The sequence below is a fragment of the Corynebacterium felinum genome, from assembly GCF_030408755.1.
GTDB classification, from domain to species: Bacteria; Actinomycetota; Actinomycetes; order Mycobacteriales; family Mycobacteriaceae; genus Corynebacterium; species Corynebacterium felinum.
In genome coordinates this window covers 1915065-1935485 of record NZ_CP047209.1, presented here as the reverse complement: position 1 = coordinate 1935485, position 20421 = coordinate 1915065, and the positions used below count along the sequence as shown (strand labels likewise).

Here is a 20421-nt window from a genome sequence, read left to right as displayed (position 1 = left end):
CCATGACTCCAAGGCACCACACGCACGCATCACACCAAGCTGAACTATCGTCGTGTGGGCCTAACCCCATCGGCGAAGCCATTAACGACTTCGCCGAACACCTCACCTTAGTGGTCGGTCGATCCCCAGCCACTGTCAAAGGCTACCGCGCTGATCTCAACGATCTCGTGTCGTACCTTCACACTCAAACCCCCACACCAACCTTCGCTGACTTCACGTTGACAAACCTCCGCGCCTGGCTTGCGCATACTGTTGATGCGGGTAAAACCCGCGCCACACTCGCGCGACGTGGCGCAGCGGTGCGCACATTCTCCACGTGGTGTGTTAAACAAGGATTCATCGATCGTGATGTAGCCGCGAAACTGCAAACGCCCAAGGCTGGGCGCAGCTTACCAAAGGTGCTCACCGCCACTAGTGCGGCACAGGTGATGGAAAGCTCGGCTGCCACGCGTGAACCAGAATTCCTCCGTGACTGTGCCATCCTTGAACTTCTCTATGCCACGGGGATGCGTGTATCGGAACTGTGTGGCACGAACCTCAACGATTTTGATTTTTCCCGTAACCAAGTCAAAGTCACAGGTAAAGGCGATAAACAACGCGTTGTTCCTTTCGGGCCCACCTGTGCTGATGCGCTACTGATGTGGCGCGATAGTGGGCGAGCGGCATTGCTTAAGAAAACCACCGATGCGTTTTTCCTAGGCTCACGGGGTGGACGCATCGATCCCAGCGTCGTCCGCTCAATAGTTGCTAGGGCTGGCGCGCAGGCGGGGGTTCAAGGTTTAGGCCCGCACGCGCTACGACACTCAGCAGCCACACATATGCTCGACGGTGGTGCCGACCTACGTGTAGTCCAAGAAATGCTGGGCCACTCGTCACTCCAAACCACCCAAATTTATACCCATGTGTCAACGGCGCGATTAAGGGAAGCCTACCGCCAAGCACATCCGCGGGCTTAAGGATTCTTCCACGGCTTGAGCCTAATTACTGGAGTATCCAACAATCCGAGGGGGTTGATATACGTATCGTCATCGTACTTTGCGCCCCACTGTAAACCAGGGTCGAGGCGAGGTGCTGCGCTCAGTGTGCCGATGCGTTGCCCAACGGTCACCTCATCACCTACCACAAGGGTGCTCGACACGGGCTGATAGGTGGTGCGAAAGCCTTGCGGGTGCGCGATGGAAATTGTGGGGATTCCAAAAATCACCCCGACGAAATGCACAGTTCCGCTGCCAGCGGCATGAACAGGAGCGCCAACCGTAGCGGCGAGATCAACTCCGCGGTGCCCAGGCATCCACGGCTTGTCAGGATTGTTAAAACCCCGTAAAACTCGGGAAGGAAATGGCGAAACCGCTATAGGGTCGACAAATCCTTGGCGCGAAACAACGCTACTGGCAGGTAGAGTGTGCGCTTTTGCCACAGCGATCTGATTGAAAGAGATACCGAGAACAAAAGGCATAAGGCAGCTGATACACAGCACCACGAAACGGTGAACGTACGGGGTTGGTAGCAGGGAGCGTCGATAAGCACGAAGCGTCAATGCATCGTTTCGCGTGCGCGCGCCGGTGTTGAGAAGGAGAGTAAAGATCGACATAGTTTGAGCACACCGTAATGCAGCAAGGTGATGCTAGCGGTGGCGCTTGAGGCTGTGGACGCAGTGACAGATGTGATAATTGAGACACATGTGATTTTGGCTGTGGATAAACCCTGGGATCGGGGCGAAGAAAGTACTGAAAGCAAATGGTGCGACCAGCAGATAAAAGGGTTTGGAAAGTTCACCATTATGCACTAAGATTGCTCGTCGGCAGTGTGTCTGCATCACCGTAACGGTGAAAAGGCGCACTGACTACGCGCAATCACGACCCCTATCAAGCACTACCGCAGGAGCGGTCAAGCAAAAATAGGGGGCCGAAGAAGTTGTCCACGCGGTCCACGCTTCTTGCTTTTTAAAGTTGTTCGTGGTGTGTACACCGGTGCTGATTGCTAGGACGCAGGGAAAACCTGCGATTGTAAGAACCAAAAGCCTATAAAGAAAGGGAGCACCATGGCAGTTGTAACCATGCGCGAGCTTCTCGATTCTGGTGTGCACTTCGGCCACCAGACCCGTCGTTGGAACCCAAAGATGCGTCGCTTCATCTTCACCGAGCGCAACGGCATCTACATCATCGACCTGCAGCAGACTCTGACCTTCATTGACGAGGCTTACGAGTTCGTCAAGGAGACCGTTGCTCACGGCGGCACCATCCTCTACGTTGGCACCAAGAAGCAGGCTCAGGAGCCAATCGCTACTGAAGCTGAGCGCGTTGGCATGCCTTACGTCAACCACCGTTGGCTCGGCGGTATGCTGACCAACTTCCAGACCGTTTCCAAGCGTCTGCACCGCATGAAGGAACTGCAGGCAATGGACGCAGCTGAGAACGGCTACGACGGCCGCACCAAGAAGGAAATCCTCATGCTGACCCGTGAGCGCACCAAGCTGGAGCGCGTCCTCGGTGGTATCGCTGAGATGACCAAGGTTCCTTCCGCACTGTGGGTTGTTGACACCAACAAGGAGCACATTGCAGTTAACGAGGCTCACAAGCTCAACATCCCAGTTGTGGCTATCCTCGACACCAACTGCGACCCAGACGTTGTGAACTTCCCAGTTCCTGGCAACGACGACGCAATCCGTTCCATCTCCGTTCTGACTCGCGTCATCTCCCACGCAGTGATCGAGGGCAAGAAGGCACGCGAAGAGCGTGCACTGGCTGCTGCTAAGGAAGCTGCTGGCGACGCAAACCGCGAGACCGTTGAGGTTGCCGCTAAGGTTGAGGCACCAGCTGAGGTTGCTGCTGAGGTTGAGGCTGAAGCACCAGCTGCTGGGTAATTAACTTGTGCGTGAAGCGTGCGCACACAGCCGTGAAACTTTTCACACTTGAGATTTGATCTCGGTGCGTAGAGTTTCTGGTGGTGTGCGTGTTTCATGTTTTTACTCTCACCACAACCGTGCCGTGCGCTTATGTGAGCGCGTGGTCATGTGAACCCCGCCCTCACGTTCTTAAAAAACACCCAATATTCACCTTGGAGTGACTTTAAGGCTGGGGGCGTTTTTTGACTACGGGCTCATGATCTGTGTGCGCTGCGGTCCTGGAAAAGCCATACATGAGTTTATAGGCTTTGAGATGCGGCAGTGGGGTTTGAACAGGGTGGTTTTTGTCCACTGTTTTCACCATTGCCGTGCAGGATACTCAAAATTTGAGTACTCTTACTCTAAGAAATTTTCTTCAACAAACCCCTATACCAGAGGAGGATCGCCCCCACATGGCGAACTACACTGCTGCAGACGTAAAGAAGCTCCGCGAAGTCACCGGCTCCGGCATGCTTGACTGCAAGAAGGCTCTTGAGGAGACCGCTGGCGATTTCGACAAGGCTGTCGAGGTTCTGCGCATCAAGGGTGCTAAGGATGTTGGTAAGCGCGCTGAGCGTAACGCAACTGAGGGTCTGATTGCTGTTTCCGGCAACACCATGGTTGAGATCAACGCTGAGACCGACTTCGTTGCTAAGAACGCTGAGTTCAAGGAATTCGCTCAGAAAGTTGCTGAGGCTGCTGCAGCTGTTAAGGCTAACTCCGCTGAGGAGCTGGCTGCTGCTTCCGTCGATGGTGAGCCAGCTGCTGAGGCTATCTTGAAGCTGTCTGCAAAGATTGGTGAGAAGCTGGAGCTGCGTCGCGCTGTTACCGTTGAGGGCGACAATGTTTCTGTGTACCTGCACCAGCGCTCCGCTGACCTGCCTCCTGCAGTTGGCGTCCTGGTTGCTTACACCGGCGAGGGCGATGCTGCTAAGGCTGCTGCTCACAACGCTGCTATGCAGGTTGCTGCTTTGAAGGCTGCTTACCTGACCCGCGAGGATGTTCCTGCTGAGGTTGTGGAGAAGGAGCGTCGCGTGGCTGAGGAGATCACCCGCGCTGAGGGTAAGCCTGAGGCTGCTATTGCGAAGATCGTTGAGGGCCGCTTGGGTGGTTTCTTCAAGGATGTGTGCCTTCTGGAGCAGGCTTCTGTTGCTGATTCCAAGAAGTCTGTGAAGCAGCTGATGGATGAGGCTGGTGTTGTGATCACCTCCTTCGCTCGCTTCGAGGTTGGCCAGCACTAATTTTGGTGTTCGGTCCTTTATAAAAAAGGGAAGTGGTGCTTTGGCGCTGCTTCCCCTTTTTTAGGTTTTCTTCCCTGCGTGCGTTGGCGATCGTTGGTGGTTGCTGTGGTGTGTGGGGATTTTGTTGTTTTTGCTCACTTTTTGGTTGTGTGGGGTGGCTGTGGTGGGTGGGGTGTGGGGTTTTTAGGGTAGAATCTTGATTTTGAGATTTACGGATCTTTGTTGCCCTTTGGTATCGGAAGTGTTTTTCGTGCTGCTGTTTGCGTGTGTGCACGTGGGCAGGTTTTTATAAGGGTTGCACGTGTGCCAACTTCGGTGTTGCTTGTCGACGTCGCCACCTATTCTTCCTGCTGTTGCGGCGGGTGTTGTGGGTGGGGGTTTTGAGGTTGTGGATTCGTGTGAGAGAAAATCACAAACAATTGAAAGGCGTCTGGGGACGAAATATGGCTGAACAAAGCACCAAGCGTACTGGTTACAAGCGAGTGATGTTGAAGCTTGGAGGTGAGATGTTCGGCGGGGGTGCTGTGGGCATTGATCCAGATGTTGTGTCTAATGTTGCGCGCCAAATCGCAAGTGTTGCCCGTGATGGTGTTGAGGTTGCTGTGGTGATTGGCGGCGGTAACTTCTTCCGTGGCGCCCAGCTTCAGGAGCGCGGGATGGATCGTAACCGCTCTGACTACATGGGCATGCTCGGTACTGTGATGAACTGCTTGGCTTTGCAGGATTTCTTGGAGCAGGAAGGCATTGATTGCCGTGTGCAGACTGCGATTAATATGGCGCAGGTTGCTGAGCCTTATTTGCCTTTGCGTGCGAAGCGCCACTTGGATAAGGGCCGTGTTGTGATCTTCGGTGCGGGTATGGGTATGCCGTATTTCTCTACGGATACCACTGCGGCGCAGCGTGCATTGGAGATTGATTGTGAGGTTCTGCTGATGGCTAAGGGTGTGGATGGTGTGTATTCCGATGATCCTCGCGTGAATCCTGATGCGAAGCTGTTTGGTGAGATCACTCCTCGTGAGGTGATTGAGCAGGGGCTGAAGGTTGCTGACGCTACTGCGTTCTCCTTGTGCATGGATAATAATATGCCTATTTTGGTGTTCAATTTGCTCACTGAGGGCAATATTGCCCGTGCTGTTGCTGGCGAGCAGATTGGCACTTTGGTCCAGTCGTAGAGCCTCTTAGCCTGTGAGTGGTTTATGGTGCGGCGTGCACGGTGGGGCTTGATGCCTTGCGGTGCGGGCCGCATTGTTTTTGCCCGGGGTGTTGTGGAGTGGTGGTGGGGGAAGTTTTCGGGTGGTTCAAACTGCCTACTTTTGGCTTCGGGCTGTTATTGTTGAAGTTTGTAGACTTTCCCTTCGCATGTTGATGCGGGGTGCCTTGTGGGTGCCTGTGTTAGGGGTCCGACGATTCTTAGAAGGAACAAACCATGATTGATGATGTCTTGTTTGAGTGCGAAGAGCACATGAACACCTCTGTTGAGCGCACTCGCGATGATCTTGTAAATATTCGTACTGGTCGCGCGAATCCTGCAATGTTCAACGGTGTCATCGCTGACTACTATGGCGTTCCTACCCCGATCACTCAGATGGCAACCATTTCGGTTCCTGAGGCGCGTATGTTGCTGATTAAGCCTTACGAGCAGTCGATGATGAATGAGATTGAGAACGCTATCCGTAATTCTGATCTTGGTGTGAACCCGACGAATGATGGCCAGGTTTTGCGTGTGACGATTCCTCAGCTGACTGAGGAGCGCCGTAAGGAAATGGTGAAGCTGGCGAAGGCGAAGGGTGAGGACGGCAAGATTGCTATCCGTAACGTGCGCCGTAAGGGTATGGATCAGCTGAAGAAGATCCAGAAGGATGGCGAAGCTGGTGAGGATGAGGTGACCGCAGCTGAGAAGGAGCTGGATAAGGTGACCGCGAAGTATGTGTCCGCAATTGATGAGGTTGTGTCGAAGAAGGAAGCTGAGTTGATGGAGGTGTAGTCCTCTCGTTTGCTTTCTCCCTTGTTGGCCGCGCGATCGGTGGCACCTAGTGTAGGTGTGTGTCGTGTGGTGGTGAAAGCCTGATGGCGAAAGTTTTTCCCCGTCAGGCTTTTTGCTTTCAATGCGTGAGGTTTTGTCAAAAGTATTCTTCTGTTTGGTGTCGAGTAGTAGGTTGCTGGACGTAAAGTGGAAGAATTGTTCATTAGTCCCCCTTTGTTGAAGGAAACGTTGGTATCGTTAGCTCCGGCTTGGTGCCAAGGTTTGCCGACGTGGAAGGATGACCTGTGGGGGTAGGGGTGTCCTTCTTTGGAAAGAGAGCTTCCATGAGTAAACAAGTGCGGCATTTGCCGAAGCCGAAGAATTCTGCTGGTCGTGATTTGAAGGTTGCGATTCCGGTGGGGTTGGGTTTAGGGGCCGCAGTTCTGCTCGCAATTTTTATGATTCCCCATGGCTGGTATCCGCTTGTTGCTATTGCGATCTTTTTTGCGATGTGGGAGGTGGTTTCGCGCCTGCATGAGAAAGGCTATATTGTTCAGCGCTGGTGGTTGCTCATTGGTGGCCAGTTGATGTTGTGGATGAGTTGGCCTTTCGGCCCGAAAGGGCTTGTGTCGGGTTATGTGACCGCCGTGTTGCTCTTGATGTTTTCTCGGTTGTTCCATCATGGCCGTCATACTGCTCCGCAGAATTATCTTCGTGATACTGCCATGGGTGTGTATGTTTTGACCTGGATTCCACTGTTTGGCAGTTTTGCAGCGATGATGTGGCTGCTTGAAGGCCAAGATGGTGTGAAGGGGTCGATGTTCATCATCACATTTATGCTGTGTGTGATTGCTTCGGATACTGGTGGTTATGTTGCGGGTGTGATGTTTGGCTCGCATCCGATGGCTCCTGCGGTGAGCCCGAAGAAGAGCTGGGAAGGTTTTGCCGGTTCGGTTATTTTCGGTGTGGCTACGGGTTGTTTGACCGTGCAGTTTCTACTTGGCTACGACTGGTGGTGGGGCATTTTGCTGGGCTTTGGTCTGGTGATTTGTGCGACGTTGGGGGATTTAGTGGAGTCGCAGTTTAAGCGCGAATTAGGAATTAAGGATATGTCGGCGATGCTGCCTGGTCACGGTGGTGTGATGGATCGTTTGGATGGAATGTTGCCTTCGGCGATGGTCACCTGGCTAGTGCTCAGTTTTATCGCCTCCTAAGTGTTGGGAAAGTCCCTGCCCGCGGTTACTTTCGCGGGCAGGGACTTTTCCTAATCTTGGGCATGATGGGGTTTTATTTTCTGGTCATTTTTTCGGCGAGTATTGTGAGAAAGCCAGTGATAAACAGCGGAATGCTCAGCCAGATTGGCCAGAAGTAGAGTGCTTCGTTCGTGATCGCGATAATCACCCAGATCAGTACGTTGATGAGAAACGCGAGCAGGCACAGGTAGAACAGGATGGTTGCGGCAACGCGTAGTGCGTTGCCGGAGTTGGCGGTGGTGCCTGCAGTGTGGTGTACGCGACATTCAATGGTGTTAAGCGGTGCGACAATGTCTAACGCGCGCTCGGGGGTGGGTGCTTGGTTGATGCTGGCGAGGAGCCTGTCAAGTTCATCGAGGCTAATCCAACCGTTGCTGAATGCTTCTTTCGCGGTTGCGGTTGCGCGTGCGTGACCGTCGAAATGTGAGGTGCTGGGTTGGGTTTCGTCCATCACTGTTTAGCCTCCCTCGCTGTCCTTAGCGCGGTTTTTATCCACGGCGTATTTGAGGCCGAAAACGATGAGTAGGGGGATGATGATCCAAATTGGCCAAAAATACATGACGTTGCCTGCGAATGCGAGCCCTGCCCAAATAATGATGTTGAGAATGCTGGCGAGAAACAGCATGAGAAACAGTGCTCGCAGGGCTTCGCTGAGCGAGTGTTTTCCGTGCGTTCCTGTGGCTGGGTAGTGCAGCGCGTGGCTTGGGGGTGCAGCGGGGTTGGGCATGATTGTGGAGAGCCCATCGACGTCGGTGTCATTTCCCAAGACGTGGTCACCCATGGCGCGTTTGAAGGCGTGTGCTGCGTGGAGTTTAGATCCGTTACGGCCGTCAAGTGCTCCCAAAAGTGGCGGGGTCGAGTGGAAATGAGTGTGGTGGTGATTGGTAATCACTGGTGGTTGGGGTGGGGTAGGAGGGGTTGGTGGAGTAGGCGGTGTAGGAGGGGTTGGTGGAGTAGGCGGCGGTGGCGGTGGAGTAGGCGGCGGTGGCGGTGGAGGAGGTGGCGGCGGCGGAGGTGGCGGCGGAGGTGGCGGCGGAGGAGGTGGTGGGGGAGGTGGTTGTGGTGGATAAGTCATGGGGGCTCAACCTCCTTGGTGTAGCAAAACTCAGGTGAATCATTGTGCGCACAACGCGACTGACCTAGCAGGTGTTGTGCTTGAAGATCATGCGCGTACGTGCGCAATATCCCATTAGTGAAATTTATGGGTATTTAATCTCATGATAATTCTAGTGTCTTTGGCGTATTTGTGCACGGGAGTTTCCATGCTGACTGTAGTTGAAGTGACAGCTAGGGGTGGGGTGTGGGGTGGTGAAGTGCGGATTCCGTGGGGTTTTAAGAGTTGTTTAAGATGTTGTTTACTTCATGCAATTTAGGTATTTCCTGAATGTTTTAAGTTTCTTTCTTAATGTTTTATCGTATGGTTGTGGTGGATCGTGCTGGCTTTGTTCCCGGCAATCATGTTGTGAACAGTGACGAAAGAAGTGGCATCACGGCATGGTGGTGCCTTAAAGCGTGATGGTGAAAGTCTTAGGATGAACCGTTGCGGGTGAGGTACTGAGAATAAATAGCAATTTTTAAGTCCGCACGATTTTTGCTGTGCTCTATGCGGTTCCAGGTGTGGTACGCACGCACTACCTGCACTATCGGGGCGGGGCGAGTGCGGCGTCGATACGCTTGTTGTGAGTAGACAAAACCCCCGCTACATCGCGTTGTGTGCATAACAACGAGTAACGGGGGTGAGAAACGTGAAAGCTTAGTGTGCCTTCTTGATCTGGCGGCGCAGTTGCAGCATGCGCACGCCACCAACGATGGCCATAATAAGCGCTCCTAAAATGGCAGCAAGCAAGAAACCCACGCCGGCAGGGAATGTAAAGTTCCACGCAAACAGGGTTAAATCAACCGGCTGCTGGTTTTGCAGAATAAACACAAGCAGCACAATTAACAGCAATGCGCCGATAATAAGCGCAACCCACGTGCCCCCGGCGAAAGAGCTTTTCACCGCAGGCTTCGGGGCGGGCGCGGGTGCGACGTGGTCCTCCGCCACGGCGGGCAGGTTCTCGGCTGCAGGTGCGCTGAAATCAGTGTCGAAGGTATCGTCCAGCAGCGGTTCGGTGTGGTCGCCGCTTACAGTGGTGTCGGGTTGAAAATTGTTGTGGTTACGTTCTGGCATAAACACTATTCAACTTGAATGGTGGTGCTAATACAACCACAGTGGCGAAAATCGTAGAAAATTGTTGTGCAACGAGCTTGTCACTTCCCGCCCCAAAGAAATCGACCTTTGTGGCAAAACATGACAAGATTAGTGGATTATGTCTACACCCATCCCCTTAAACTTTTCTACTCCGCGCCGGAGTATGCCACCGAAGCACTTTGCTGATTTGAGTCACGACGAACGTATCGCGGCTGTTGCCGAACTTGGCCTGCCCAAGTTCCGTGTCAACCAGTTGGCGAAGCACTATTACGGTCGCATGGAGGCTGACCCGCGCACCATGACTGACCTGCCAGCAGCGGCACGTGAGAAGGTAGCAGACGCACTGTTTCCTACTTTGATGGAGCCGGTGCGTCAGGTGGAAGCTGATGATGGGGAGACGCAGAAAACACTGTGGAAGCTTCACGACGGCACATTACTGGAGTCCGTTTTGATGCGCTACCCCAACCGCGCAACTTTGTGCATTTCTTCTCAGGCGGGTTGCGGTATGGCTTGCCCATTCTGCGCTACTGGCCAGGGCGGTTTGGACCGTAACCTTTCGACCGGCGAAATTGTGGATCAGGTGCGTGCCGCCGCGGCCACGATGGATGCGGAAGGTGGGCGTTTGTCCAATATTGTGTTCATGGGTATGGGCGAACCTTTGGCTAACTATAAGCGTGTGGTGTCGGCGGTGCGCCAAATTACCCAGCCGGTGCCGGAAGGTTTTGGGATTTCGCAGCGTAACGTCACCGTTTCCACGGTGGGTTTGGCACCAGCGATTCGCAAGCTTGCGGATGAAGATATGTCGGTGACCCTCGCGGTGAGTTTGCATACTCCCGATGATGAGCTGCGCGATACCCTTGTGCCGGTGAATAACCGCTGGTCGGTGGAGGAAGTTTTGGACGCCGCCGCTTATTATGCGGATCGTTCCTCCCGTCGTGTCTCGATTGAATACGCTCTTATTCGTGATGTGAACGATCAAGGTTGGCGTGCCGATATGTTGGGCAAGAAGCTGCGCAAGGCTTTAGGTTCTAAGGCTCATGTGAATCTGATTCCTTTGAACCCGACCCCGGGTTCGAAGTGGGATGCTTCCCCGAAGGCGCAGCAAGACGAGTTTGTTCGCCGCGTGATCGCCCAGGGCGTGACTTGTACTGTGCGTGATACCAAGGGTCAAGAAATTGCTGCAGCCTGTGGTCAGCTTGCGGCCGAGGAGCGTTAAAGCGCAACAATTTTACTTTGCCGATTCTGGCCAATTCCAGCATTGGTGGGTGTAAGTGTAACCAACCCCCTCATCACAGTTTTATTGTGTGGCGAGGGGGTTTACGCATGGGCCATGAAATTTTTTTTGCAAGTTCGACGACCAGTCGAGGCGCATTCCGGCCTAATTTAGGCTAACCGCCCATAGGCTACTCGACCTTTTGGTATGAAGGGGTGGGTCTGGCGTGCGTTGGCGGTGGAAAGGTCGAGTTGGGTGCGTGGGGCTTGGGGTTGGTGAGAGGTGGGAGAGTGTTGGTGTGTGCATCGCTGGCGGGGGTTGCTCGACCTTTTGGTATGAAGGGGTGGGTATGGTGTGCGTTGGCGGTGGAAAGGTCGAGTGGGGGTTGGTGTGAGGGGAGTGTGGAGGCTGAAGCGGGAGGAGGTGGGGTGGGTTGCTTTGAGCTGAGCAGAATGCGCGAGGGGTGAAAGATGAGGGGTATGGGGGTGGGAAAAGCAAGGAGCTTCAGATGTCAGAAATTCTTTGCGATTTTGCCGCCAAGGGCGATGTTTCTGCAGCGTGAGGGGAATTTTTGGTGGGAATGGCGGAAATGCTTATGGGTGTGAGAAAAAACTTTTTAATCCAAAACCCTTTAAACCTACGCTTTCGTAACCTACGCTGGCGTAGTGGGGCAGTTGCTTTTTGTCCCAAAATATAATCCCTAGCCTAACTTTCTATGAAGGAAATGGTATGAATCTCTCCCCGCTGCACACATTGGAAAACCCCGGCCTGCTCTTTGGCGGACAAGCATCCGACTGGAAAACAAACCTCGCAGCTTTCAACACAGACCCATTCATGAACGAGCAGCTGATCACACTGCTTGAAAAAGCACAGCACAAAACCGCGCCCTGTGCACGAGAACTCGCACAAATCGTGCCCGGCGCGCACGCACGATTGCTTGAGATCATTGCCGGTGATACTTCAGCGCATGCGCTTGATGGCGAACCGGCCGTCAGCGTTCCGGGTATTGTGTTGGGCCAGATTGCAGCGGTGGCGCAGTTGAAGCAGCTGGGTTTGGGGGAGTTTGTTGGCTATGGGCATTCGCAGGGGATTTTGGGGGTGTTTGCTGCACGCCATGTTGATGAGCGCCCGTGGGCGGATAATGAGGTGTTGGTTGATTGTGTTGCGTTTGCGTTGCTGTTGGGGGCGGGTACTTCGCAGGCGCGTTTTGGTCGCATGGTGGCGGTCAAGGGTGTTCCTGTTGAATTGTTGCCGGGTGTTCCGGCGGTGACGAATAGTCCGCGGCGTGCGGTGTATTCCGGTGCTGCTGTGGAGTTGGCGAAGGTGCGCCGTGTGGTGCAGGAATCGGTGGATAAGCACAATGCGGCTATCGACCAGCATGTTCGGGGTGGGGAGCATGTAGATGTTGATTTCATTGATTTGGGGGTGGATGCAGCCTTCCATCATGAGGGCAATAGGGATGCTGTGGCACAGATTGTGCAGTGGTCGGCTGATTGTGGGGTGCAGTTGGATGCGGCTGGTTTCGCTGAAGATATTTTGATTACCCCCTTTGTGTGGGAAGTAGGCGAGCATGACTATTTCGTCTCCTTGGATTCTGCACTGGGGGCGATGACTGCGGAGCTCAGCGATGCGGTGATCATTGATGCATCGAGCCCTGCGTTGCGGGATGATTTGTCAACGCCTGGCACACAGTTGCCACAGGTTGTTGATTACAGTGCGTTTGCGCCGAAGGTGGTGCGTTTGCCTCATGGTGAGGTGAAGGTGGAAACGGCGTTTAGCCGTTTGACTGGTTTGTCGCCGATCATTCTGGCAGGCATGACGCCAACCACGGTGGATGCCGATATTGTTGCAGCGGCAGCCAATGCCGGCCACTGGGCGGAGCTTGCTGGTGGTGGCCAGTATTCGGAGGAGGTGTTTAACCGCAATAATGGGAATCTGCAGGCACAGCTGGCCCCAGGGCGCAGTGCGCAGTTTAACTCCATGTTCTTCGACCGCTACATGTGGAATCTTCAGTTTGGGCAGCAGCGGATTGTGTCCAAGGCTCGTGCGGCAGGAGCTGCCATTAATGGTGTGACCATTTCCGCCGGTATTCCGGAGCTGGAAGAAGCAAGTCAGTTGATTGCTGATTTGCATGCCGATGGTTTCCCCTTCATTGCGTTCAAACCAGGTACCGTGGCGCAGATTGAAAGCGTGCTCGCTATCGCCGATGCGCATCCTGAGACTGATATCGTGATTCAGATTGAGGATGGGCATGCAGGTGGACACCACTCCTGGGTGGACTTGGATGATCTTTTGCTGGCCACCTATAAGAAGCTTCGTGCCCGCGATAATGTTGTGGTGGTTGTCGGTGGCGGTATCGGTACCCCTGAGAAAGCCGCAAAATACTTAAGCGGTGAGTGGGCCAAGGCGCACGGCCGTCGTGTGATGCCTTTAGATGGCATTTTGGTCGGAACTGCGGCCATGGCAGCCAAAGAAGCGAAGACCAGTGATCAGGTTAAGCAAGCACTCGTTGACACCCCCGGTATTCCGGAAGGGTGGGTTGGCCGACTGAAGTCGAAGGGCGGAATGACCTCCGGGCAGTCGCACCTGTTGGCAGATTTGTACGAGATCGATAATGATTTCGCCCGCGCCTCCCGCCTGATTACCTCGCTTGACCCCGACACCTACGCCGATCACGCCGATGAAATCATCGAGGCGATTAATAAGACGGCGAAACCATACTTTGGCAACCTCGAAGACATGACCTACGCACAGTGGGTTGAACGCTTCGTCGAACTTGCCTACCCATTCACCGACCCCACCTGGGACGATCGCTTCTTCGACCTGCTGCACCGCGTCGAAGCGCGTTTGAATGAGGCAGATCACGGGGAAATCCCCACCCTGTTTGCCACCATCGAGCAGATCGCCGACGCCCCTGCCGCCGTCGATACGCTTCTTGCCGCCTACCCGCAAGCCCGCGAGATTCTGGTACGCCCCGTCGACGCCGCCTGGTTCATCGCACTCAACCGCAAGCACCACAAGCCCATGCCATGGGTGCCGATCATCGACGGCGACCTCAAACGCTGGTTCGGCCTCGACTCACTGTGGCAAGCACATGATTCCCGCTACCCCGCACACGCCGTGCGCGTCATCCCCGGCCCCATCTCAGTCGCCGGAATCACCGAAGCCAACGAACCCGTAGCCAGCATCCTCGGCCGCTTCGAGCAAGCATGCATCGACCACGTGCGCAACGCAGGTGGGAAGGAAGAACACAAGTTCTCCAGGTTAGGCGCAACCGCATACGACGCCGTGCGCAATGCGCGCACCATCTCCTGGCACGGGCACCTCATCGACAACCCTGCGCACTTCCTCAACGAGGACGCCTTCGAACTGATCGAAGAAGACGCACACAACTACACCCTGCGCATCCTCGCCGACACCACCTTCGAGCACCTGCCGAAAGAAAACCGACCCTACCTCGTGGAATCGGTGGACATCCCGCTGGAACTCGGCCCCGACTTTGCCACCGGCGCAAGCCCAGTAGTGTCCCACTCGCGCCTGCCCGACGCCGTCTTCGCGCTACTTGCCGGAGTCGCAGGTGTCGGCTCCACCTCCGCCGCAGGCGATACAATCACCGCCCTGCCGCGCGTCGATAGCGACGGCTACGTGCACGACAGCTTCCACCTGCCCGCGCAACTCCCACGCACCCACGCCGGAGTCTCGAGCGGCAACCCCGAAGAAATCACCCCCGATGTACTCGTCGGCCCCTGCTGGCCCGCGATCTACACCGCACTGGGCACCGGCAAGCTTCACGACGGCTACCCCGTGATCGAAGGCCTGCTCAACGCCGTGCACCTCGACCACCTCGTCAACCTGCACGTGCCGCTGAAAGAACTCGCCAACGGCCGCGAAATCACCGTCACAAGCTACTGCGAGTCCATCGCCGAATCCGCCTCCGGGCGCATCGTCACAGTCACACTTAAGCTGTATTCCGGCACAACACTCGTGGGCACCATGATGGAACGCTTCGCCATCCGCGGACGCCAACAAGGTACCAACACCCCAATAGCAGCCCCCAACTACGGTGACGCACAGGTCGACATCACTAGCACACCACGCTCCTTCATCGACCGCGCCACCTACCACGCGCCCGCCGACATGACACCGTTCGCCATGGTCACCGGCGACTACAACCCCATCCACACCTCCTACAACGCCGCCAACCTCGTGGGCCTGCCCGCGCCACTCGTCCACGGCATGTGGCTATCAGCCACCGCCCAACAAGTAGCCGGCCGCCACGGAACAGTCACCAGCTGGACCTACTCCATGTACGGCATGGTCCAACTCAACGACGAAGTAGAAATCACCGTCGAACGCGTCGGACGCGCAGGCACCCGCCTCGCACTCGAAGTCACCTGCCGTATCGACGGGGAAGTCGTCTCCCGCGGCCAAGCCCTTCTTGCCCAACCACGCATCGCCTACATCTACCCAGGCCAAGGCATCCAAGCCAAAGGCATGGGACGAAGCGACCGCGACGCAAGCCCAGCCGCCCGCGCAGTCTGGGAACGCGCCGATGCCCACACCCGCGCACATCTCGGCTTCTCCATCGTGGAAGTCATCGACGACAACCCCACCGAACTCACCGTTGGCACTACCACCTTCCGCCACCCCAAGGGAGTGCTTAACCTCACCCAATTCACCCAAGTCGCACTCGCAGTTGTCGCCTTCGGCCAAACCGAACGCCTCCGCGACGCCAACGTGCTGTCCACCAACTCCTACTACGCAGGACACTCACTCGGCGAATACACCGCACTGGCCTCACTGGGCAACATCTTCGACCTCGAAGCCGTCATCGACATCGTCTACTCCCGCGGCTCCGCCATGCACTCGCTGGTCCCACGTGACGAGCACGGCCAATCCAACTACGCACTCGGCGCACTACGCCCCAACCGCATCGGACTCGCCGCCGAAGACGTCGAAAGCTTCGTCGCCAAGGTTGCCGAACACTCCGGCGAATACCTCGAAATCGTCAACTACAACATCGCCGGCCAACAATACGCCGTTGCCGGAACCCGCGCCGGGCTTGCCGCTTTGGAACAGGCCACGGGGCATCCGAAAGCCTTCGTGCTCATTCCTGGCATCGACGTGCCCTTCCACTCCGCAGTGCTGCGCCCCGGTGTTGCTGCATTCGAGGAAAAACTCGACGAGCTGCTGCCTGAAACCATCGATGTTGATGCACTCGTTGGCCGCTACATCCCCAACCTCGTGGCGCGCCCCTTCGAGCTCAGCGACGATTTCGTGGACGCAATTCTAGAGGTGGTTCCATCTGAGCGCTTAGGAGAGCTCAAAGCTCAGGGCGGGGTAGCAAAAGTTGCCGAAAACGCCCTCGCCCGCCTGCTGCTGATTGAGCTGCTGAGCTGGCAGTTCGCATCTCCTGTGCGTTGGATTGAAACCCAGGAACTGCTCATTGCTCAGGTCGATGAAATCATCGAGGTTGGCCTCGCGGCGAGCCCAACGCTGACCAACCTCGCATTGGCCAGCATGAAGATCATTGGGTTGGATGTTCCGGTGCGCAACGTCGAACGCGATCTGGATCAGGTGATGTACAACGATGCTGTCACCGCCCAAGAACCGGAAGTAGAAGCACAGCCAGCTGAAGCGGAAACTGCACAGTCGGCTCCTGCTGAATCGGCCCCAGCGCCAGAACCCGCGCCACAGCCGGTTGCTGAACCTGCACCTGCTCCTGCGCAGGCAAGCGGCAGTGGCCCTGTGACGGATCTGCCCTTTAGCGCAGCCGATGCCATCGATGTGCTGTTTGCCTTCCAGAACAAGGTGCGCGTCGACCAAATCGTGGGCACCGACACCACTGAAATTCTCACCGGTGGTGTCTCCTCACGCCGCAACCAGCTGCTGATGGACATGTCCGCCGAACTCGGCGTGGCCGCCATCGATGGTGCCGCCGATGCTGAAATCACGGTGCTGCACCAGCGCGTTCTTGTCGCAGCCCCTACCTACCAAGCCTTCGGCCCTGTGCTCGGCGATGCGATTACCGCGCACCTGCGTCACCTGTTCGGCGCGGCGGGAATCAAGCCCGCACAGATCGCTGAGCGGGCAAGCAAGGTGTGGAATCTACCTGCAAGCTGGGTTCCCCACATCGAAGCGGAACTGCTGCTGGGTACCCGCGAAGGTGAATCCGTTCGCGGCGGCGCACTCGGTAGTTTGCCACAGAAGGCGCATAATAAAGCTGAAGCTGAAGCGCTGATTGATGCAGCGATCACTAACGTTGCCGCTCAGCACAACGTGTCAGTTGCCATCGGCGGAAGCAGTAGCGGCGGCGGTGCGACGGTGGATTCCGCCGCGCTCGACGAGTTCGCGGACAAGATCCTCGGATACGACGGCATCCTTGCCCGCAACGCCCGCCGCATCCTGCACGAACTCGGCCACCTCAATGAGCTGGAAGAAGTCGAGCGCAGCGATGATGATGTGTACGCCGCCCTCGACGCGGAGCTGGGCGCAGGCTGGCTCAAAGATGTCCAACCTGTGTTCGACGAGCGCCGCGCTGTGCTTTTCGACGACCGGTGGGCGCTCGCCCGCGAAGAACTCGCACAGATTGCCCTCGGCTACGTCGAAGGCCAGCCGCACCGCTTTGCTGGTGTCGGTGAGGTTGTGGCCAACCAGGCTCGCTACTGGGCAACGCAACACCCCGACCAGGCAGCTGTCCTTGAGGCTATTGCACAGGCGGCACGTGGCGAAAGCTTAGAGCCGTACCGCAACGACATCGCCATTGTCACCGGTGCCTCACCAGACTCGATCGCCCAGGCGGTCGTCGAAAAGCTGCTGGCAGGTGGCGCAACCGTGATCATGACAGCCTCACGGGTGGATCAAAAGCGCAAAGAATTTGCCCGCCGACTCTTTAGCGAGAACGCATCAGCTCATGCCGCCTTGTGGCTGGTTCCGGCAAACCTGTCGAGCTACCGCGACACCGATGCGCTCGTGAACTGGGCTGCCACGGAGCAAAAAGCCTCTGTGGGTGGTGTCACCGAGGTGACCAAGCCAGCACTCGTGCCTACCTTGCTGTTCCCCTTCGCCGCGCCTAAGGTGCACGGATTGCTCACCGACGCAGGCCCAGTGGCCGAAAACCAGGCCCGCCTGCTGCTGTGGAGCGTGGAACGGCTTATTGCGAAGGCTGCGGAAGTGCAAAGCACAGGGCGTGTCCATGTGGTGCTGCCGGGCTCGCCGAACCGCGGAACCTTCGGTGGCGACGGCGCCTACGGTGAGGTCAAGGCTGCGCTGGATGCCGTGGTGAATAAGTGGCATGCCGAATCCGGCTGGCCTGCAAAGGTCAGCCTCGCCCACGCCCACATCGGCTGGGTGGCTGGCACCAACTTGATGAGCGGCAACGATGCCTTGATCCCGCTTGCCCAAGCAGAAGGCATTAAGATTTACCGTCCTGCCGAAATCGCTGCGGAACTGCTCGGGTTGGTGAGCGCAGATGCCCGCGAGAAGGCACAGCGCGAACCGCTCATCGCCGACTTCACCGGCGGGCTGCGGGAGACGAACATCTCGTTGCCTGAACTGGCCAGCCGTCTTGAGCGCGACGTCGAAGTGGAAGAGCCTGAGACTCCTGCGCAGATTAAGGCCCTGCCGACCCCCGTGTGGCATGAGCAAGCAGCCGCGATTGAGACCGCTGAAATTACGCAGTCGTTGGATGACATGGTGGTTATCGTCGGCATTGGTGAGGTCAGCTCCTGGGGTTCGGGACGTACCCGACACGAAGCTGAAATGGGTATCAACCGCGACGGCAGTGTCGATCTCACCGCCGCAGGCGTGCTGGAACTCGCGTGGATGACCGGCCTTGTCACCTGGAAGGAAGATCCTGCACCTGGCTGGTACGACGAGAATGATCAGGCGGTTGCTGAGGAAGATATCTACGATCGCTTCCGCGATGAAGTGGTCGCCCGTGCCGGTATCCGCCAGCTGACCGACAAGTACTTCCTGACTGGTCAAGGTTCGATCGACGTGGCTACTGTCTTCCTCGATCGCGACATTGAGTTTGTGGTCGATTCGGAAGAGGATGCCCGCGCCTACCTCGATGCGGATGAAAATGGCACCACCATTGGTCTTAATGCTGATGGGGAATGGGTTGTGCGCAAGGCCAAGGGTGCGATCGCTAGGGTGCCGAAGAAGGCGACGCTTAGTCGAACTGTGGCTGGCCAAATGCCTGATGGCTTTGACCCTGCGAAGTGGGGCATTCCGGCAAGCATGCTCGATGGGCTCGACCGCATTGCGGTATGGAACCTTGTCACCGCTGTGGATGCATTCCTCACCGCTGGCTTTAGCCCCGCTGAGCTGCTCCAAGCAGTGCACCCTGGGGATGTGTCGAATACGCAGGCTACCGGTATTGGTGGCATGGAGAGTTTGCACAAGGTGTTCGTCACCCGCTTCCTTGGGGAGGCGCGTCCAAGCGATATTCTCCAAGAGGCGTTGCCGAACGTGGTTGCCGCGCATGTGATGCAGTCCTATATTGGTGGCTATGGGCAGATGATCCACCCCGTGGCTGCTTGCGCGACCGCCGCGGTCTCGGTGGAAGAGGCGGTGGATAAGATCCGCCTGGGCAAGTCCGATGTTGTTGTTGCCGGCGGTATCGATGATGTGCAGGTGGAATCCTTGGCGGGCTTCGGCGACATGAACGCTACGGCGGAAACCGCAGCTATGCTTGCGAAGGGTATTGATTCTCGCTTCATTTCGCGTGCGAATGACCGTCGCCGCGGTGGCTTCCTTGAGGCGGAGGGCGGCGGTACCGTGATTGTTGCGCGCGGTAGTGTGGCTAAGGAGCTTGGTCTGCCCGTCTACGCTGTGATCGCGCACGCCCAGTCTTATGCTGATGGTGCGCACACCTCGATTCCGGCACCAGGGCTTGGTGCGTTGGGCGCTGGTCGCGGTGGTACGGAGTCGCGTCTTGCGAAGTCGCTGCAGTCGCTGGGCTTGAGCCCTGATGATGTGGCGGTGGTGAGTAAGCATGATACGTCGACGAATGCGAATGATCCGAACGAGTCGCAGTTGCACTCGCTGCTGTGGCCGCATGTGGGTCGCGATCAGTCGAAGCCGCTGTTTGTGATTTCGCAGAAGACTTTGACTGGTCATGCGAAGGGTGGCGCGGCGCTGTTCCAGATGGGCGGGCTTATCGACGCCTTCACAACGGGGATGCTACCGCCCAACGCTGCCCTTGACTGTGTGGATAAGGCGATTGAGCCGAAGGCAACATCTTTGGTGTGGTTGCGTAACCCGCTGAATGCGGGCCTGATCAAGGCTGGTGTGTTGACCTCGCTGGGCTTTGGCCATGTGGCTGCGGTGGTTGTGCTTGCGCACCCTGGTATTTTTGCCAAGGTGGCAGGGGAGCAGTGGCGCAAGCGCGCAACCCAGCGTTTGCGCAATGGCCAGCACGCCCTGGAGAAGGGCATGATTGGTCGCGGTGATCTTTATGTTCAGCCGCAGGATCGCCGCTTGCCGAAGAGTGGTGCGGATGCTGCTGAGATCAACATGCTGCTTGATCCTGAGGTTCGCTTGGGTGCTGATGGGACGTATCCTCAAGCATAAGTCCTGTTAGTGGACACATCCTGATGGGGGTGTGCTGGTGAGATAAGAACCAGCACACCCCTTTAAAAATGGGATAAGAATAGGAAAAAACCGCAGCCTA

The 20421-nt window shown here is 56.5% G+C and carries 13 protein-coding genes; 8 read left to right on the top strand and 5 right to left on the bottom strand.

The features are described 5' to 3' along the window. The first annotated feature begins 2 nt into the window (after positions 1-2). Positions 3-956 carry a tyrosine recombinase XerC gene (locus tag CFELI_RS08250; protein WP_277103536.1) on the top strand — a complete coding sequence of 318 codons (954 nt, stop codon included), beginning with the start codon at positions 3-5 and terminating at the stop codon, positions 954-956. Here CFELI_RS08250 and CFELI_RS08245 read toward each other — a convergent pair. Then, positions 953-1591 carry a M23 family metallopeptidase gene (locus tag CFELI_RS08245; protein WP_277103537.1) on the bottom strand — a complete coding sequence of 213 codons (639 nt, stop codon included), beginning with the start codon at positions 1589-1591 and terminating at the stop codon, positions 953-955. The genes CFELI_RS08250 and CFELI_RS08245 overlap by 4 nt on opposite strands. Positions 1592-2041: 450 nt before the next feature. On the opposite strand from CFELI_RS08245, the gene rpsB reads away from it, so the two are divergent. From rpsB to CFELI_RS08220, 5 genes are all read left to right on the top strand, one after another. Then, complete coding sequence (gene rpsB, locus CFELI_RS08240; protein WP_277103539.1) at positions 2042-2863, top strand: 30S ribosomal protein S2; 822 nt, start codon at positions 2042-2044, stop codon at positions 2861-2863. Between the two features lie 434 nt (positions 2864-3297). Further along, positions 3298-4125, top strand: a complete 828-nt coding sequence (tsf, locus tag CFELI_RS08235; RefSeq protein ID WP_277103540.1) for a translation elongation factor Ts — start codon at positions 3298-3300, stop codon at positions 4123-4125. A 443-nt stretch (positions 4126-4568) separates the two neighbouring features. After that, on the top strand, positions 4569-5297 hold the full coding sequence (pyrH, locus tag CFELI_RS08230; RefSeq protein ID WP_277103541.1) for a UMP kinase: 729 nt from the start codon (positions 4569-4571) through the stop codon (positions 5295-5297). 254 nt (positions 5298-5551) lie between these two features. Then, the gene (gene frr, locus CFELI_RS08225; protein WP_277103542.1) at positions 5552-6109 is read left to right on the top strand and encodes a ribosome recycling factor; all 558 of its coding nucleotides are present in this window, start codon (positions 5552-5554) and stop codon (positions 6107-6109) included. Between the two features lie 323 nt (positions 6110-6432). Continuing rightward, positions 6433-7302: a phosphatidate cytidylyltransferase gene (locus CFELI_RS08220; protein WP_277103543.1), complete on the top strand. Its 870-nt coding sequence runs from the start codon at positions 6433-6435 to the stop codon at positions 7300-7302. A gap of 73 nt (positions 7303-7375) precedes the next feature. Here the strand turns inward: CFELI_RS08220 and CFELI_RS08215 are convergent, their stop codons facing one another. The 4 genes from CFELI_RS08215 to CFELI_RS08200 form a co-directional block, all read right to left on the bottom strand. Continuing rightward, the gene (locus CFELI_RS08215; RefSeq protein ID WP_277103544.1) at positions 7376-7792 is read right to left on the bottom strand and encodes a hypothetical protein; all 417 of its coding nucleotides are present in this window, start codon (positions 7790-7792) and stop codon (positions 7376-7378) included. 6 nt (positions 7793-7798) lie between these two features. Then, entirely contained in the window at positions 7799-8185 is a 387-nt protein-coding gene (locus CFELI_RS08210; RefSeq protein ID WP_277103545.1) for a hypothetical protein, read from the bottom strand. Further along, positions 8172-8426 carry a hypothetical protein gene (locus CFELI_RS08205; protein ID WP_290258964.1) on the bottom strand — a complete coding sequence of 85 codons (255 nt, stop codon included), beginning with the start codon at positions 8424-8426 and terminating at the stop codon, positions 8172-8174. The genes CFELI_RS08210 and CFELI_RS08205 overlap by 14 nt, the downstream gene beginning before the upstream one ends. Positions 8427-9094: 668 nt before the next feature. After that, positions 9095-9511, bottom strand: a complete 417-nt coding sequence (locus tag CFELI_RS08200; protein WP_277103547.1) for a LapA family protein — start codon at positions 9509-9511, stop codon at positions 9095-9097. Between the two features lie 139 nt (positions 9512-9650). On the opposite strand from CFELI_RS08200, the gene rlmN reads away from it, so the two are divergent. Both rlmN and CFELI_RS08190 read left to right on the top strand, forming a co-directional pair. After that, positions 9651-10748 (top strand): dual-specificity RNA methyltransferase RlmN, encoded by a 1098-nt coding sequence (gene rlmN, locus CFELI_RS08195; RefSeq protein WP_277103548.1) that lies wholly within the window; start codon positions 9651-9653, stop codon positions 10746-10748. Positions 10749-11474: 726 nt separating this feature from the next. Continuing rightward, the gene (locus CFELI_RS08190; protein WP_277103549.1) at positions 11475-20321 is read left to right on the top strand and encodes a type I polyketide synthase; all 8847 of its coding nucleotides are present in this window, start codon (positions 11475-11477) and stop codon (positions 20319-20321) included. Positions 20322-20421 lie beyond the last annotated feature (100 nt).